This is a genomic window from Burkholderia sp. MSMB1835 (assembly GCF_001526365.1).
Classification (GTDB): domain Bacteria; phylum Pseudomonadota; class Gammaproteobacteria; order Burkholderiales; family Burkholderiaceae; genus Burkholderia.
In genome coordinates this window covers 21,889-36,574 of sequence record NZ_LOYP01000018.1, presented here as the reverse complement: position 1 = coordinate 36,574, position 14,686 = coordinate 21,889, and the positions used below count along the sequence as shown (strand labels likewise).

Here is a 14,686-nt window from a genome sequence, read left to right as displayed (position 1 = left end):
TACAGGCCGGCCCGCGGGCCCGACCGGCGTCGCGCCCGCCGTCAGCGAAAGCGAAGCTGATTCCGCCCGAGCTGCGCAACGGACGCGCAGCCCATCAGCCGCATGTCCCGTTCGATCTCCGCGCGCATCAGCTGCAACGCGCGCTCGACGCCGGGCTGCCCAGCAGCGGCGAGCGGGAACAGGTAGTAACGCCCGAGGCCGACCGCCTTCGCACCCAGCGCCAGCGCTTTCAGTACGTGCGACCCCCGCTGCACGCCGCCGTCCATCATCACGTCGATCCGGTCGCCCACCGCATCGACGATCTCGGCAAGCTGATCGAACGCGGCGCGCGAGCCGTCCAGTTGCCGCCCGCCGTGGTTCGACAACACGATGCCGGTACAGCCGATGTCCACGGCCCTGCGGGCGTCATCGACCGACATCACGCCTTTCAGGCAAAACTGTCCGTTCCACTCCCGCACCATCGCGGCGACGTCGTCCCATGACATCGACGGATCGAGCATGTCCGTGAAGTAGCGGCTGATCGACATCGCGCCACCGCCCATGTCGACGTGCCGGTCGAGTTGCGGCAAACGGAACCGCTCGTGGGTCAGATAGTTGAACGCCCAGGCCGGCTTCAACGCGAACTCGGTCAGCCCCGCGAGCGTCAGCCGGAACGGAATCGAGAAGCCGGTGCGCTTGTCGCGCTCGCGATTGCCGCCGGTGATGCTGTCCACGGTCAGCATCATCACGTTCACGCCGGCCTGCCGCGAGCGGTTCATCATCTCGCGGTTGAGGCCGCGATCCTTGTGAAAGTAGAACTGGTACACCTGCGGGCCCTGGCTGATCGCACGGGCTTCTTCCAGGCTCACGGTGCCGAGCGACGACACCCCGAACATCGTGTCGAACTTCGCGGCCGCGGCGGCCACCGCGCGCTCGCCGTCGTGATGAAACAGGCGTTGCAGCGCCGTCGGCGAACAATAAACCGGCATGCCGAGCTTCTGCCCCATGACCGTCACCGACAGATCGACATCGCGCACGCCGCGCAACACGTTCGGCACCAGATCGCAGCGCTCGAACGCGCGCGTGTTGCGTCGATACGTGGTTTCATCGTCGGCCGCGCCGTCGATGTAATTGAAGATCGGCCCCGGCAACCGCCGCCTGGCCAACTCGCGGAAGTCGTGGAAATTGTGGCAATCGTTCACGCGCATTCGTCACACTCCATTCGGCGCGCGAGCGGCGTGCCGGTGGGCCGGCGCGCGGCGCTCGCATCGCAGCGTTCTTTCGGTCCCGGCGGCCGGCGTCCTCGTGCGGAACGGAGGCCGCGTCGGCAGCCGGAAGGGGGCGCATCGCGTCCGCCGCTTCCGAACCTGCAGGGAATCGACGCGCACGCTCAGTCGAGCGCGCGGCCGAAGATGCGGATCACTTCGTCGAGATGCTCGGCCATCGCGCGGCGCGCGGCGTCGGGGTCGCGCGCGCGGATCGCGTCGAGGATCGCGCGATGCTCGCGCTCCGACCGGTGCGGCATGTCGTTGGGCATGTACAGCGACTGCAGCCGCTGGAACATCGGGTCGTACTTGTGCGCGAGCAACTGCTTGATCATCAGCGCATACGCCGGATTGTCGCTCGCTTCCGCGATGCGGATATGGAACAGCCGGTCGCCCGGGTGCGTGAGCGAGCCGCTGCGGTTGTCGTCCTGATTGCGCAGGAACGCTTCGTGAATGCCTTCGATCTGCGCGTCCGAGCCGTGCTGCGCGGCCAGCGACGCCGCTTCCGGCTCGATCAGCCGGCGCGCCTGCAGCAGCGCGAACGGCGGGATTTCCGTGTCGAGATCGAGCGCGATGCCGAGCTCCGGATCGATCTCGACGATCGAGAACGGCGCGACCGTCACCGTCGCATCGGGCGCCGACGCGGGTTCGGGCGCGGCGGTCGTTTCGGGATGACGCACCTTCACGCCGTCGCCGACGCGCACGCTGACGAGCCCGTTCACTTCGAGCGCGATCAGCGCCTCGCGCACCGACGTGCGCGACACGCCGAACCGCTCGGCGAGTTCGCGCTCGGGCGGCAGATAGCTGCCCGGCGGGAAATCGCCGGACTCGATCATCGCACTGAGCTTGTCGGCGATCTGCTGGTAGAGGCGGCGGTTCTGAATCGGCTGGATGGACATACGTTGACGCTGGTAATCGGTTTCGTTCCGGACGGCCCGACGAATCGTCGGAGCGTTCGCGCCTATTTTATATGCCGCGCTTCACATCGCCCGGCACCGCGTAGCAACGCGCGGCCGTGCCGCCCCACAGCGCGCCGCGTTCGGCCGCCGACAGCCGCGACTCGGCCCAGCGCTCGACCAGCGACGCCACTTCGTCGTACGACGCCGCGAGCAGGCATACGGGCCAGTCCGATCCGAACATCAGCCGCCGCGGGCCGAACGCGTCGAGCGCCGCGTCGAGGCACTGCTCGACATGCCGGATGTCCTGCGCGCGCAGGCCGCGCCGCCAGTCGGCTTCGGTCACGAGCCCCGACAGCTTGCACGCGACGTGCGGCAGCACGGCCAGCTCGCGCAGCGACGCGCGCCAGCGCGCGAACGCCGTGTCGTCGCGTTCGAACTCGGCGAGCGCCGGTTTGCCGACGTGGTCGAGCACGAGCCAGTGCGCGTCGTGCCGCGCGCAGAACGCACGCACGTCCGGCAACTGGCGCTCGAACACGAGCACGTCGTACACGTAGCCGTTCGCCTGCAGCCACGCGACGCCGCGATTGAAGCCGGGATCGGCGACGAACGCGCCGACGTCGGCTTCGTCCTGCACCTGATGACGAAAACCGCGCAGCTTCGGACTGCGCCACTCGGCGACACGGTCGGCCAGCGCCGGCGCACCGAGATCCTCCCAGCCGACCACCGCCGCGATGCGCGCATTGTCGCGCGCCAGATCGAGCAGGAACGCCGTCTCGTCGCGCCCGGCGCGCGCCTGCACCGCGATCGACGCGCCGAGCGCCTGCGCATGCATCTGCGGCCACAGCGCGTCGGGCAGGTAGTCGCGTGCGAGCACGCCCATGTCCGGTCCGATCCATGGATAGTCGACCGCGCGATAACGCCAGAAGTGCTGATGCGAATCGATACGCACTGCGCCCATGATGCCCTCGTGTTCGATCACCGCGGCGGCGACGGCCCGCATCGCCGCCCCGCCATTCCGCCACGTTCAGTCGTACAACACCGCCGCGATCTTAGGATCGTCGATATTGGTCTTGTCGTACCAGTAGAAGCCGGTATCGATGACCTTCGGCAGCTTCTCGCCCTTGATCGCCTTCACGGCCGCCTCGACCGTCTTGTAGCCGATCCCGATCGGGTTCTGCGTGATCGCGCCGGCCATCAGCCCACTGCGGATCGCGTCCTTCTGCTGCTTGCCGGAATCGTAGCCGACGATCACGACCTTGCGCTTCATCTCCCGCACGCCGTTGACCACGCCGATCGCCGAGCCTTCGTTGGTGCCGAACAGCCCCTTGAGCTTGGGATACGCCTGCAGGATCGACTTCGTCACTTCGGTCGATTTCAGTTGATCGCCTTCGCCGTACTGCACGGTCACGACCTGCACCTTCGGGTACGCCGACTTCATCCGTTCGAGGAAGCCGTCGCGGCGGTCGATGCCGGTGCGGCTCGTCTGGTCGTGCGCGACCACGGCCACCTGCCCTTCGTCGCCGATCAGCGCGGCGAGCTTGTCGGCGGCGAGCGCGGCAGCCGCCTTGTTGTTGGTCGCGGCCGTCGTCACCGGAATATCGCTGTCCACCCCCGAGTCGAACGCGATCACCGGAATCTTCTCGGCCTGCGCCTTCTTCAGCAGCGGCAGCGCGGCCTTGCTGTCGAGCGCCGCGAAGCCGAGCGCGGCCGGCTTCTTCGCGATCGCGGCCGACAGCATGTCGATCTGCTTGTCGACCATCGCTTCGGTTTCGGGCCCTTCGAACGTCACCTTCACCTTGTAGTCCTTCGCGGCCTGCGTCGCGCCCGATTTCACGGCCTGCCAGAACTGATGCTGGAAGCCCTTCGAGATCAGCGGGATATAGGTTTCCTGTGCCTGCGCGCCGGCCGTGACGCCGACAGCGAACGTCAGTCCGACGATCGCGTTCAACACCTTGCTCCTGATCACTTCGCGTCTCCTTGGTTGGTATCGACTGAAATGCCGGCCGGGCCGGCGGTGAAGCCCATGCGTGTTCGCGTCCGTGTCTGCGTCAGCGGCGGCGCCGGCGCAGGATGTCCACGTAGACGGCGAGGATGATGATCACGCCCGTCACGACCGTCTGCCATTCCTGCGCGACCGACATGATCCGCAGGCCGTTGGTCAGCACGCTCATGATGAACGCGCCGATGATGGTGCCGACGATGCTGCCCGCGCCGCCGGACAGCGACGTGCCGCCGATCACGACCGCCGCGATCGCGTCGAGCTCGTAGCCCTGCCCGAGCGCCGGCTGCGCGGAGTTCAGCCGCGACGCGATCAGCAGGCCGGCGATCCCGCACACCGCGCCGCAGAACGTGTAGACGGCGATCTTCCATGCGTCGACGTTCACGCCGGAGAGCCGCAGCGCCTCCTCGTTGCTGCCGAGCGCGAACGTGTAGCGGCCGAAGATGGTGCGGTTCAGCACGATCGACGCGCCGATCGCGACGAGGAACAGGATCAGCACCGCGTTCGGAATCGGCAGCGCGGGAATCAGGTTGCCGATCAGCGAATCCTGCGCGATCGACGTGAAGCCCGGCGTGTCGTTGAAGTAGATCGGCCGCGTGCCGGAGATCACGAGCGACAGCCCCTTGAGCAGCATCATCATGCCGAGCGTCGCGATGAACGGCGGCACCTTCATCTTCGCGATCACGAAGCCCGACACGCAGCCCGACAGCGCGCCGAAGCACAACGCGGCCAGGATCCCGAGCGGCAGCGGCATCCCCCATTTCGTCAGCACGACGCCGGCCATCACCGCGCAGAACGTCATCAGCGTGCCGACCGACAGATCGATGCCGGACGTGATGATCACGTACGTACAGGCGACGGCCAGCACGCCGTTTACGGCGGTCGCCTGCAGGATCGACACGAGGTTGTCGACTTCGAGGAAGTTCGACGACGCGAAGCTGAAGAACACGATCAGCAGCACGAGGCTCGCGAACGCGAGCAGCTTCTGCCGCGCGGCCGGGTTGAAGAAGCGCGATTTCAGGCGCGATGCGGCGGCCGGCGTGTCGCCGGTGGCAAGGGGCGGAACGGGATGCGTATCGTTGGACATGATCGGGTAGGCGTCTGAATCGGGACAATCGAGGCAATCAGGGCAACACGGTCGACTCGCGCTGCGTCGCGAGCTGCATGATCCTTTCCTGCGTGGCGTCGGCCGCGCGCAATTCGCCGGTCACGCGGCCTTCGCACATCACGAGAATCCGGTGGCTCATGCGCAGCACCTCGGGCAGCTCCGACGAGATCATCACGATCGCCTTGCCGTCGGCGGCGAGCGCATCGAGCAGCTTGTAGATCTCGCTTTTCGCGCCGACGTCGATGCCGCGCGTCGGCTCGTCGAAGAACAGGATGTCGCAGTCGCGCAGCAGCCACTTCGCGATCACGATCTTCTGCTGGTTGCCGCCCGACAGCAGCCGCGCGGGCTGCGCGACCGACGGCGTGCGGATCGCGAGCTGCCGCACGTACGACTGCGCGGTCTCGCGCATCCCGCGCGCATCGAGGAACATGCCGCGGCGCACGAAGCGGCGCATGCTCGACAGCGCGATGTTGTTCTGCACGTCCATCCCGACCGCGAGCCCGAAGTGCTTGCGATCCTCGGACAGATAGCCGATACCGGCCTTCACCGCGTCGGCGGGCGTGCGGATCGTCACGGTCCTGCCGTGCACGCGGATCTCGCCCGCATCGACCGGGTCCGCGCCGAATACCGCGCGCGCGACCTCGGTACGACCCGCGCCCATCAGCCCGGCGAAGCCGAGGATCTCGCCGCGCCGCAGCGTGAAGCCGACGTCGCGGATCGCGCGGCCGCGCGACAGCCCGCGCACTTCGAGCGCGATATCGTTCGCGGACGTATCGGGCGGCGTGCGGGTGTCCGTATCGAGCTGGCGGCCGACCATCATCGAAATGATCGCCTCCATCGACGTATCCGCCATCGGCACGGTCGCGACGTACTTGCCGTCGCGCATCACGGTCACACGATCGGCGATCTGGCGCAGCTCGTCCATCTTGTGCGAGATGTAGACGATGCCGACCCCGTTCGCGCGCAGGTCGCGGATGATGCGGAACAGCTCGGCGATCTCCGCGTTGTTCAGCGCGGCGGTCGGCTCGTCCATGATCAGCGCGCGCGAGTCGAACGACAGCGCCTTCGCGATCTCGACCATCTGCTGCTTCGCGACCGTCAGCCTGCCCACGGGCGTGCGCGGATCGAGATCGAGCCGCATCCGCTGGAAAATCGCGGCCGCGTCGCGGTTCAGCCGGTCTTCGTCGACGAACACGCCGAAGCGCCCGCGCGGCTCGCGGCCGATGAAGATGTTCTGCGCGACGCTCAGGTGGTTCATCAGGTTCAGTTCCTGATGGATGATGCCGATGCCGAGCGCCTGCGCGGCACGGGGATCGGCGATCTCCACCGCGCGGCCGTCCATCCGGATTTCGCCGGTGTCGCGCTGATAGACGCCCGCGAGAATCTTCATCAGCGTCGACTTGCCGGCGCCGTTCTCGCCCATCAGCGCATGCACTTCGCCCGCGCGCAGGTCGAAACGGCAATCGTCGAGCGCCTGCACGCCCGGAAAGCGCTTGCCGATGCCGGTCAGCGCGATCAGCGGCGGCGCGGTGTTCGGGTTCGGGTCGGGTTGCATGAATCGCGGCCCTCAGCTGATCGCACGATCGAGATGCGTGTAGCCGCCGTCGACGAACAGCCACTGGCCCGTCGTGTGCGACGCGCGATCCGACAGCAGGAACACGACCGTGTCGGCGATCTCGTCGGCCGTCGTGAAGCGCCGGCCGAGCGGCACCTTGCCCGCGATGCCGGCGAGCTTCGCGTCCGGATCGTCGAAACCCGCCAGCCAGTTCCGGTACAGCGGCGTCATCACTTCGGCGGGGATCACCGCGTTTACGCGCACGCCGTCGTCGCGCAACGCGACGGCCCATTCGCGCGTCAGCGCGAGCTGCCCGCCCTTCGACGCGCAATAGCCGCTCGTGTTGCCCTGCCCGGTCACGGCCGTCTTCGACGAGATGTTGACGATCGCGCCGCGCGCCGCCCTCAGGTGCGGCACGCAGTAGTGCGCCATCACGTAGTAGTGGATCAGGTTGCGTTCGAGCGACGCGACGAACGCGTCGCGCCCGGCGTCGAGCCCGATGCTGTCGTTGACGCCCGCGTTGTTGACGAGGCCGTCGATGCGGCCGAAGCGCGCGACGGTCTGCGCAACGGCGTCGCGGCACTGCGCGTCGTCCTGCAGTTCGACGGTCACGCACGCGGCGCGCGGCTGTTTCCGTGCGAGTGCTTGCCAGAACGCGTCGTCGGGCGCGTGGCGCGCGAGCACTACCGGGATCGCGCCTTCGTCGGCCAGCCGCATCGAGATCGCGGCACCGATGCCCGACGCGCCGCCGGTCACGATCACGACCTTGTCTTGCAGATTCAAATCCACTTCGCGTCTCCGTCGTTCATGTTGTCGCCGCGCACGACACGCGTGGCGCGCCGTCGTGCGCGGCCATGCGTCAGCCGCGGAACCGGTACTGCTCCAGCGATTCGGGCTTCATCTCGATCGAGAAACCGGGCGCCGTCGGCGGCATGTACGCCGCGCCGCGCACCACGCACGGTTCGACGAAATGCTCGTGCAGATGATCGACGTACTCGGTCACGCGCCCTTCCTTCGTGCCGGAAATGCACACGTAGTCGATCATCGACAGATGCTGCACGTATTCGCACAGCCCGACGCCGCCTGCGTGCGGGCACACCGGCAGCCCGTACTTCGCGGCCATCAGCATCACCGCGAGAATCTCGTTCACGCCGCCGAGCCGGCACGCGTCGATCTGCACGACGTCGATCGCGCCGCGCGCGATGAACTGCTTGAACAGCACGCGGTTCTGGCACATCTCGCCGGTCGCGACCTGCACCGGCGCGATCGCCTTGCGGATCTTGCGATGTCCTTCGACGTCGTCGGGGCTCGTCGGCTCCTCGATGAACCACGGCCGCGCGAATGCGAGCTCGCGCACCCAGTCGATCGCCTCGTCGACTTCCCACACCTGGTTCGCGTCGATCATCAGCTTGCGGTCGGGGCCGATCACCTCGCGCGCGATCGTCACGCGGCGGATGTCGTCCTCGAGGTTCGCGCCGACTTTCAGCTTCACGTAGTCGAACCCTTCTTCCACCGCCTCGCGGCACAGCCGGCGCAGCTTGTCGTCGCTGTAGCCGAGCCAGCCGGCCGACGTCGTGTAGCACGGGTAGCCGTCGCGCTCCAGCGCGGCGATCCGCGCGGCCTTGCCGGGCGCCTGCCGGCGCAGCAGGTCGAGCGCTTCGTCCGGGCTCAGGCAGTCGGTCAGGTAGCGGAAGTCGATCGCCCGCACCAGCTCCTCCGGGCTCATGTCGGCGACGAGCCGCCACAGCGGCTTGCCGACGGCCTTCGCCCACAAATCCCACACCGCATTGACGACGGCGCCCGTCGCCAGGTGGATCGCGCCCTTGTCGGGGCCGATCCAGCGCAACTGGCTGTCCGACGTGACGTGCCGCCAGAACCGGCCCATGTCCTCGCGGATCCAGTCGAGGTCGAGGCCGACGACGAGGTGGCGCATCGCGTCGATCGCCGCGCAGCAGATTTCGTTGCCGCGCCCGATGGTGAACGTGAGCCCGTGACCTTCGAGGCCGTCGCGGTCGGTTTCGAGCACGACGTAGGCCGCCGAATAATCGGGGTCCGGATTCATCGCGTCGGAGCCGTCGAGCTGGCGCGAGGTCGGAAAGCGCACGTCGAGGACGCGCATCGATCGAATGATAGGCATGACGAACCGTCCGTTGAAGGAAATCAGGCCTGCACGGTACGCTGGCGTTGCTCGCCGAACCCGTCGATGCCGAGCGTGATCACCTGTCCGGCGCGCAGATAGACGGGCGGCTTCTGTCCGAGGCCGACGCCCGGCGGCGTGCCGGTCGAGATCACGTCGCCCGGCTGCAGGCTCATGAAGCGGCTCAGGTAGCTGATCAGGTGCGGCACGCGGAACACCATCGTCGCGGTCGTGCCGTTCTGGTAACGGTGGCCGTCCACTTCCAGCCACAGCCGCAGCGCGTGCGGATCGGGCACTTCGTCGGCCGTCACGAGCCACGGGCCCAGCGGGCCGAACGTGTCGTTGCCCTTGCCCTTGTCCCACGTGCCGCCGCGCTCGAGCTGGTATTCGCGCTCCGACACGTCGTTTACGACGCAGTAACCCGCGACGTGCGACAGCGCGTCGGCTTCGTCGATATAGCGGCCGCCCTGGCCGATCACCACGCCGAGCTCGACTTCCCAGTCGGTCTTCTCCGAGCCGCGCGGGATCTCGATGTCGTCGTTCGGGCCCGAGATCGCGCTCGTCCACTTGCCGAACACGACGGGCTCCTTCGGGACTTCCATCCCCGATTCGGCCGCGTGATCCGAGTAGTTGAGCCCGATGCAGATGAACTTGCCGACGCGGCCGACGCACGCGCCGAGCCGCGGCGTGCCTTCGACGAGCGGCAGCGACGACGGCGGAATGTCGCGCAGCCGCGTGAGCGACGCGGGGGTCAACACGTCGCCGGCGATGTCGTCGATCACGCCGGACAGGTCGCGAATGTGGCCCTGCGCATCCAGCAGGCCCGGTTTTTCATGGTGTTTGTCGCCAAATCTCAGCAGTTTCATAGCGTCGTGTGAACGGAAACGGAAAGTGGATGGAGGTGCGGTCGGTCAGACACGGTCAGTTGGACACGGCCGGTTAGGCACGGCCGGTTAGGCACGGTCAGTTAGACCAGCCGCCGTCGATCAGGTGAATCGTGCCGGTGGTGAACGACGCTTCGTCGGACGCCAGATACAGCGCGAGCGCGGCGACTTCGTCCGCGGTGCCGATGCGGCCGATCGGCTGGCGCGCGACGAATGCCTGGCGCACCTCGTCGGCGGACACGTGGCGCGTGCGCGCCTGGTCCTCGATCCGCTGCGCCAGCGACGGCGATTCGATCGTGCCCGGGCAGATCGCGTTGCAGCGGATGCCCCGCTCGACGAAATCGGCCGCCACCGCCTTAGTCAGCCCGATCACGGCCGCCTTGGTGGTGCCGTACACGAAGCGGTTCGGCACGCCCTTCACGCTCGACGCCGCCGACGCCATGTTGACGATCGACGCGCCGCCCGCTTCGAGCATCGCCGGCAACAGCGCGCGGATCAGCCGGTACATCGACGTGACGTTCAGGTTCAGCGAGAACGCCCACGCGTCTTCGTCGCACTCGAGAATCGAGCCGTGGTGCACGTAGCCCGCGCAGTTGAACAGCACGTCGAACGCGCGTTCGCTCCTAGCGAGCGCGGCGATGTCGTGCGCGTCGGTGACGTCGAGCCGCCGCGTGACCAGCCGGCCGCCCGCGCGCTCGGCGTCGGCTTCGAGCCGCACCAAGGCGGCCTCGTTGATGTCGGTCGCCAGCACGTCGGCGCCCTCGCTCGCGAAGCGCAGCGCGGTCGCGCGGCCGATGCCCTGCCCGGCCGCCGTCACCAGCGCGCGTTTGCCCTGCAATCTCATGAGCATCTCTCCGAAAAAGCCGGCCAGCCGTCGGCCGATTGGCACAAAGGACTAAAGGTCCAACCAATCATAGGAACGGATCGCGCGTTTGTCACGAAATTGGGATTCAGTATTTACCCGAGGCCGAAGAATCCGTCCGACGCACGAAATTCGCCGCGAAAGTAGCGTCGAGGCGTCGCCCCGCGATCCGCTCGAACCCAATACCGGCGGGCGTTCCAGCCGCTTCTTCCGCGACGTTCGGCGCGGTGGACAGGAAAACTGACAAAAAAGTCATGTTCGCGTCAGGGTGTCAACGGGTGGCGCGCGCCATCATGGCGTTGCCGGACCGCGCTTCCGGTACATCGCCTCCCCCGCCCGCGCCGGATCTCTGCGGGCACCTCCGTCCCCGGCGATGTATCCCGTGACTGGGCGAGCAGACACGGCGCGCGGGCCGATTTTCGCCCCGGACTTCCCGTCCGGGGCCTTTTGTCGCTGGTTTTTCAAGAAAATAAGCGTGGATTGTTTCTAAATCGGCAAAAGGTAATTTGAGCCAGACAGGATGTTTTTTCCGGTCACAGACGCTTACATTTAGCGCACCACTCATGGAAACCGCTACGGATTCGCCATCGGGGAGTGACATCCACTGCCACGGCCGAACCCGCACGAGCTTTAGGAAACGGCAAAATGAAGGCCTCCAAATCCCTGCCTGCGCTCGATCCCGCCGACGTCCACGTCGAAATCCTCGAACGTTCCGATACGCTGCTCGTCGTCCGCTGGGTCGAACCCGGCCGCTGCCACTACGGTGAACAGCGCTGGCGACGCCGCTTCGCGCAGCGCACCGGGACCTGCGCGCTGTCGCGCCAGGTCATCCACCGCGGCGACGAAGTATTCCGCCCGGCCGAACGCCCGGCTCCCGCGAACGCCGCCGCCATGATCTCCGCCGCCGAAGTGCTCGCGCTGGCCGGCAGCAGGTAAAACCCGCCCGCCGTGCGCCGGCCGGCGGCGCCACGCCATCCGCCCGCCCTAGAAGCGCCGGTCTAATTCCTCCGCTTGTCTGCAACGTCCGCCCGCACTATCGTTACATCATTCAATGTAACGATTAGGCGCCGCGGCCGATCGGCCGCGCCGATGGAGGCAGACATGCATGCATGGAGCGCGCGCCACGTCCCGGCGCAAGGCGGGAAGGTCGCGGTCGTGACCGGCGCCAACAGCGGTCTCGGCTGGCAGCTCGCGGAAACGCTGGCCGCGAAAGGCGCGACGGTCGTGATGGGCTGCCGCGACGCCGCCCGTGGCGCGCAGGCCGCCGACGCGATCCGCCGGTTTCATCCTCATGCACGCGTCGAAGTCGATCCGCTCGACCTCGCCGATCTCGCGTCGATCGCCCGCTTCGCGGCTGACGTCGGCGAACGCCACGGCCGCGTCGACATCCTCTGCAACAACGCCGGCGTGATGTTTCTGCCGCTGCGACACACGCGCGACGGCTTCGAGATGCAGTTCGGCACCAACCATCTCGGCCATTTCGCGCTGACGGGCCATCTGCTGCCGGCGCTGCGCGCGGCGCGCCGGGCGCGCGTCGTCACGATGTCGAGCGGTTTCAACCGCGCCGGCCGGATTCGTGTCGACGACCTGCGCGCCGCGCATCGCTACAACCGTTATCTCGCCTATTGCGACAGCAAGCTCGCGAACCTCGTGTTCGCGATCGAGTTGCAGCGCCGTTTCGAGCGCGCGGCGTTCGCCGGCATCAGCGTCGCCGCGCACCCCGGCTACGCGGCGACCAACCTGCAGTTCGCGGGCCCGGCGATGGACCACTCGCCGGCCCGCGCCGCGCTGATGCGCGCCGCGAACCGGTATCTCGCGCAGCCGGCCGCTCAGGGCGCGCTGCCCGCGATTCATGCGGCGACGTCGCCCGATCTGGCCGGCGGCGCGTACATCGGTCCGTCCGGCTGGTTCGAATCGCGCGGGCTGCCGGCACCGGCAAGCGTGCCGCGCGCGGCGCGCAGCGCGGCGTCGGCGGCATTGCTGTGGGAAGCATCGGAAGCCGCGACGGGCGTGCGCTTCCTCAGCGCCGGCGCGCCCGCCGGACGCGCGCCGGGCCGGCCGTTCGACACGACGGCCGAAGCGCGCTGAATCGCGTGCCGGCGCGCACGATATTCTTCATACTTATTGCATCAACCGAAAAGAAAGCCTGTTGAAAGACTGATTCGGCGTCGCACTGTTACCGGTCAGGAAACAATTTATCGTCAAAATCAGCGTTTACCCTGAACACGCCGGTGACTAAGATTTGATCAATCGCTCAAGACATGGTGTCGAGAGCGAACTCAATAAAACACCGGAGGTCACCATGAAATCGCTCGTTTCCGCAGTCGTTGCCGCTGCCGCCCTGTCCGCTTCGTTCGGCGCATTCGCGCAAAGCACCGTGACGCGCGCTCAAGTGCGCAACGAACTGGTCCAGCTCGAACAAGCCGGCTACAAGCCGGGTGTGTCGAGCCCGTACTACCCGAACGACATCCAGAGCGCCGAAGCGCGTGTTCATGGCGCCGACACCAGCGGCTACGGCGCACAACCGGCTCCGCTCGTCCACTCGGGCGCGCCGGCTGCGTCGTCGAACGCACGCGATTCGATCTTCTTCGGCCAGTAAGCCGACGCGCCCCCGGCGGGCGCCGCGCATCGCGCGATGAAGTCACGCAGTCCGGACGAGCCCCCTTCGCGGGGCTCGTCTTTTTTGTGAAACGCATACCTCCGCCGCCCGGCAGCGGGTGGCTTCGCCCGGACGCGTGGCGTCCGGGCGCTTTTTCCCGGCGAGGTGTGCGTGAATGCGTCGTGTGCGCCGGTCAGCGCGCCACGGCCCCGGCCGACGTCGACCGCGACAGCACGCGCCACCGCGACAGCAGTTCGTCGCGATCGACGTAGCAGCCCTGCAAGTGCCGCCGGCCCGTCGACGGGTCGAACTCGGTGCGCGCATGCAGCACGCGCCGGTTGTCGAACGCCCACATGTCGCCCGCCCGCAGCCGGCGCTGCACGCGAAAACGCGGCTCGCGCGCAAGCGCGAGGAATCGCCGATACGCGCGATAGACCGCTGCAACCGAGCCGGCCGGCGCATCGAGCGGCCCGCGCAGGAAGTTCGCGACGCGCACTTCCGTGACGTTGCCGCGCGCATCGAGCCCGATCACCGGCGCCGAACAGCGATAGTCGCTGTTCGCGCTCTTGTTCCAGAACTCGAACGGCGTCGACGCGAGTCGTTCGAAATCGTCCGGATGTTCGCGCCGCAGCGCATCCGCGAGCGCGAAGCCGTCGAGGAAGATGCTGTCGCCGCCCGTCGCGTCGTTCGCGAGGCAGTGCAGGAACTGCACGCCGGGTTGCAGTTCGCGTGTCGGCAGGTCGGTGTGCGGCGGAAGATTCAGCGACGTATACGCATTGCTGTCCGGGCGCGGCTTCGATTCGACGTCGAACAGCACGCCGAAATTGCTTTCGCGGATCAGGCCGATGCGGCGCGCGATCCCGTCGACGCGGCCGCGCTCGGCCGGCACGCCCTCGACGAGCGTCAGCCCCGTGCGCTGCAAAGCGCCGAGCCATGCCAGCAACGCGCGGTCGTCCTCCATCACGTCGCGCCACGCGAACACGCCGATCGCCGTCGCATCGTCGCCGGTCCATACGTGGCGCTCGTGCGCGGCCAGGCGCTCCGCGCGCGACGCATCGTCGTATGCATGCGCACGCAACCAGCCCGGCGACCACGCGCTGCGGTGCCCGTCGTTCCATTCCACATGCAGCGCACCGTCGGTTTCGACATGCACGGCGAGCGCGGACAGATCCTCGCGCGCATCGGCGATCTCGAACACCTGTTCGCGCGTGATCGCATGCACGCACGCGGCACACGCGCAGTTGTCGCGCAGCCAGTCGAAATGGAACGGCGATCGTCGCGCGTCGCTCCACTCGATATTCACCGCGTCATCGCCGATCGTCGCCGCCGCGATGGCCGCGTCGGCCGAAAACGTCCGCCAGTCCTCGATACGGTGTTGCGCCGCTGCCTGCATCGTTGC

General features: G+C 67.6%; 14 protein-coding genes. 3 read left to right on the top strand and 11 right to left on the bottom strand.

Annotated features, from left to right (window positions below; translation table 11 throughout):
• Positions 1 to 41: 41 nt before the first annotated feature.
• The 10 genes from WS96_RS08070 to WS96_RS08025 all read right to left on the bottom strand — a co-directional run bounded on the left by WS96_RS08070 (position 42) and on the right by WS96_RS08025 (position 10,670).
• Entirely contained in the window at positions 42 to 1,187 is a 1,146-nt protein-coding gene (locus tag WS96_RS08070; RefSeq protein ID WP_059831727.1) for an alpha-hydroxy acid oxidase, read from the bottom strand.
• Between the two features lie 182 nt (positions 1,188 to 1,369).
• The gene (locus WS96_RS08065; protein ID WP_059831725.1) at positions 1,370 to 2,143 is read right to left on the bottom strand and encodes a FadR/GntR family transcriptional regulator; all 774 of its coding nucleotides are present in this window, start codon (positions 2,141 to 2,143) and stop codon (positions 1,370 to 1,372) included.
• Between the two features lie 67 nt (positions 2,144 to 2,210).
• Positions 2,211 to 3,101: an amidohydrolase family protein gene (locus WS96_RS08060; RefSeq protein WP_059832117.1), complete on the bottom strand. Its 891-nt coding sequence runs from the start codon at positions 3,099 to 3,101 to the stop codon at positions 2,211 to 2,213.
• 66 nt (positions 3,102 to 3,167) lie between these two features.
• Positions 3,168 to 4,109 carry an ABC transporter substrate-binding protein gene (locus tag WS96_RS08055; RefSeq protein ID WP_059831723.1) on the bottom strand — a complete coding sequence of 314 codons (942 nt, stop codon included), beginning with the start codon at positions 4,107 to 4,109 and terminating at the stop codon, positions 3,168 to 3,170.
• Between the two features lie 82 nt (positions 4,110 to 4,191).
• Positions 4,192 to 5,229 (bottom strand): ABC transporter permease, encoded by a 1,038-nt coding sequence (locus tag WS96_RS08050; RefSeq protein WP_059831721.1) that lies wholly within the window; start codon positions 5,227 to 5,229, stop codon positions 4,192 to 4,194.
• Positions 5,230 to 5,266: 37 nt separating this feature from the next.
• On the bottom strand, positions 5,267 to 6,805 hold the full coding sequence (locus tag WS96_RS08045; protein ID WP_059831717.1) for a sugar ABC transporter ATP-binding protein: 1,539 nt from the start codon (positions 6,803 to 6,805) through the stop codon (positions 5,267 to 5,269).
• A 12-nt stretch (positions 6,806 to 6,817) separates the two neighbouring features.
• Positions 6,818 to 7,594 (bottom strand): SDR family oxidoreductase, encoded by a 777-nt coding sequence (locus WS96_RS08040; protein ID WP_059831716.1) that lies wholly within the window; start codon positions 7,592 to 7,594, stop codon positions 6,818 to 6,820.
• 70 nt (positions 7,595 to 7,664) lie between these two features.
• The gene (locus tag WS96_RS08035; RefSeq protein WP_059823311.1) at positions 7,665 to 8,942 is read right to left on the bottom strand and encodes an L-fuconate dehydratase; all 1,278 of its coding nucleotides are present in this window, start codon (positions 8,940 to 8,942) and stop codon (positions 7,665 to 7,667) included.
• A 23-nt stretch (positions 8,943 to 8,965) separates the two neighbouring features.
• The gene (locus WS96_RS08030) at positions 8,966 to 9,808 is read right to left on the bottom strand and encodes an ureidoglycolate lyase (protein ID WP_059831714.1); all 843 of its coding nucleotides are present in this window, start codon (positions 9,806 to 9,808) and stop codon (positions 8,966 to 8,968) included.
• A 97-nt stretch (positions 9,809 to 9,905) separates the two neighbouring features.
• Positions 9,906 to 10,670: an SDR family oxidoreductase gene (locus tag WS96_RS08025; RefSeq protein ID WP_059832115.1), complete on the bottom strand. Its 765-nt coding sequence runs from the start codon at positions 10,668 to 10,670 to the stop codon at positions 9,906 to 9,908.
• A gap of 663 nt (positions 10,671 to 11,333) precedes the next feature.
• Between WS96_RS08025 and WS96_RS08020 the strand changes: the two genes are divergently transcribed.
• From WS96_RS08020 to WS96_RS08010, 3 genes are all read left to right on the top strand, one after another.
• A complete protein-coding gene (locus WS96_RS08020; protein WP_006484717.1) occupies positions 11,334 to 11,624 on the top strand; it encodes a DUF3331 domain-containing protein in 291 nt (96 codons plus the stop codon).
• A gap of 165 nt (positions 11,625 to 11,789) precedes the next feature.
• Positions 11,790 to 12,776: an oxidoreductase gene (locus WS96_RS08015; protein ID WP_059832114.1), complete on the top strand. Its 987-nt coding sequence runs from the start codon at positions 11,790 to 11,792 to the stop codon at positions 12,774 to 12,776.
• Positions 12,777 to 12,990: 214 nt separating this feature from the next.
• The gene (locus WS96_RS08010; protein ID WP_034204295.1) at positions 12,991 to 13,287 is read left to right on the top strand and encodes a DUF4148 domain-containing protein; all 297 of its coding nucleotides are present in this window, start codon (positions 12,991 to 12,993) and stop codon (positions 13,285 to 13,287) included.
• 193 nt (positions 13,288 to 13,480) lie between these two features.
• On the opposite strand, the gene WS96_RS08005 is transcribed toward WS96_RS08010, so the two are convergent.
• The gene (locus WS96_RS08005; RefSeq protein WP_059831712.1) at positions 13,481 to 14,680 is read right to left on the bottom strand and encodes a TauD/TfdA family dioxygenase; all 1,200 of its coding nucleotides are present in this window, start codon (positions 14,678 to 14,680) and stop codon (positions 13,481 to 13,483) included.
• Between the last annotated feature and the right edge of the window lie 6 nt (positions 14,681 to 14,686).

What these genes read in the sequence shown, in the direction of transcription:
- WS96_RS08035 (WP_059823311.1), bottom strand. Translation starts at nt 8,942, where the DNA reads ATGCCTATCATTCGATCGATGCGCGTCCTCGACGTGCGCTTTCCGACC.
- WS96_RS08015 (WP_059832114.1), top strand. Translation starts at nt 11,790, where the DNA reads ATGCATGCATGGAGCGCGCGCCACGTCCCGGCGCAAGGCGGGAAGGTC.
- WS96_RS08045 (WP_059831717.1), bottom strand. Translation starts at nt 6,805, where the DNA reads ATGCAACCCGACCCGAACCCGAACACCGCGCCGCCGCTGATCGCGCTG.
- WS96_RS08050 (WP_059831721.1), bottom strand. Translation starts at nt 5,229, where the DNA reads ATGTCCAACGATACGCATCCCGTTCCGCCCCTTGCCACCGGCGACACG.
- WS96_RS08070 (WP_059831727.1), bottom strand. Translation starts at nt 1,187, where the DNA reads ATGCGCGTGAACGATTGCCACAATTTCCACGACTTCCGCGAGTTGGCC.
- WS96_RS08005 (WP_059831712.1), bottom strand. Translation starts at nt 14,680, where the DNA reads ATGCAGGCAGCGGCGCAACACCGTATCGAGGACTGGCGGACGTTTTCG.
- WS96_RS08010 (WP_034204295.1), top strand. Translation starts at nt 12,991, where the DNA reads ATGAAATCGCTCGTTTCCGCAGTCGTTGCCGCTGCCGCCCTGTCCGCT.
- WS96_RS08065 (WP_059831725.1), bottom strand. Translation starts at nt 2,143, where the DNA reads ATGTCCATCCAGCCGATTCAGAACCGCCGCCTCTACCAGCAGATCGCC.
- WS96_RS08020 (WP_006484717.1), top strand. Translation starts at nt 11,334, where the DNA reads ATGAAGGCCTCCAAATCCCTGCCTGCGCTCGATCCCGCCGACGTCCAC.
- WS96_RS08060 (WP_059832117.1), bottom strand. Translation starts at nt 3,101, where the DNA reads ATGGGCGCAGTGCGTATCGATTCGCATCAGCACTTCTGGCGTTATCGC.
- WS96_RS08025 (WP_059832115.1), bottom strand. Translation starts at nt 10,670, where the DNA reads ATGAGATTGCAGGGCAAACGCGCGCTGGTGACGGCGGCCGGGCAGGGC.
- WS96_RS08030 (WP_059831714.1), bottom strand. Translation starts at nt 9,808, where the DNA reads ATGAAACTGCTGAGATTTGGCGACAAACACCATGAAAAACCGGGCCTG.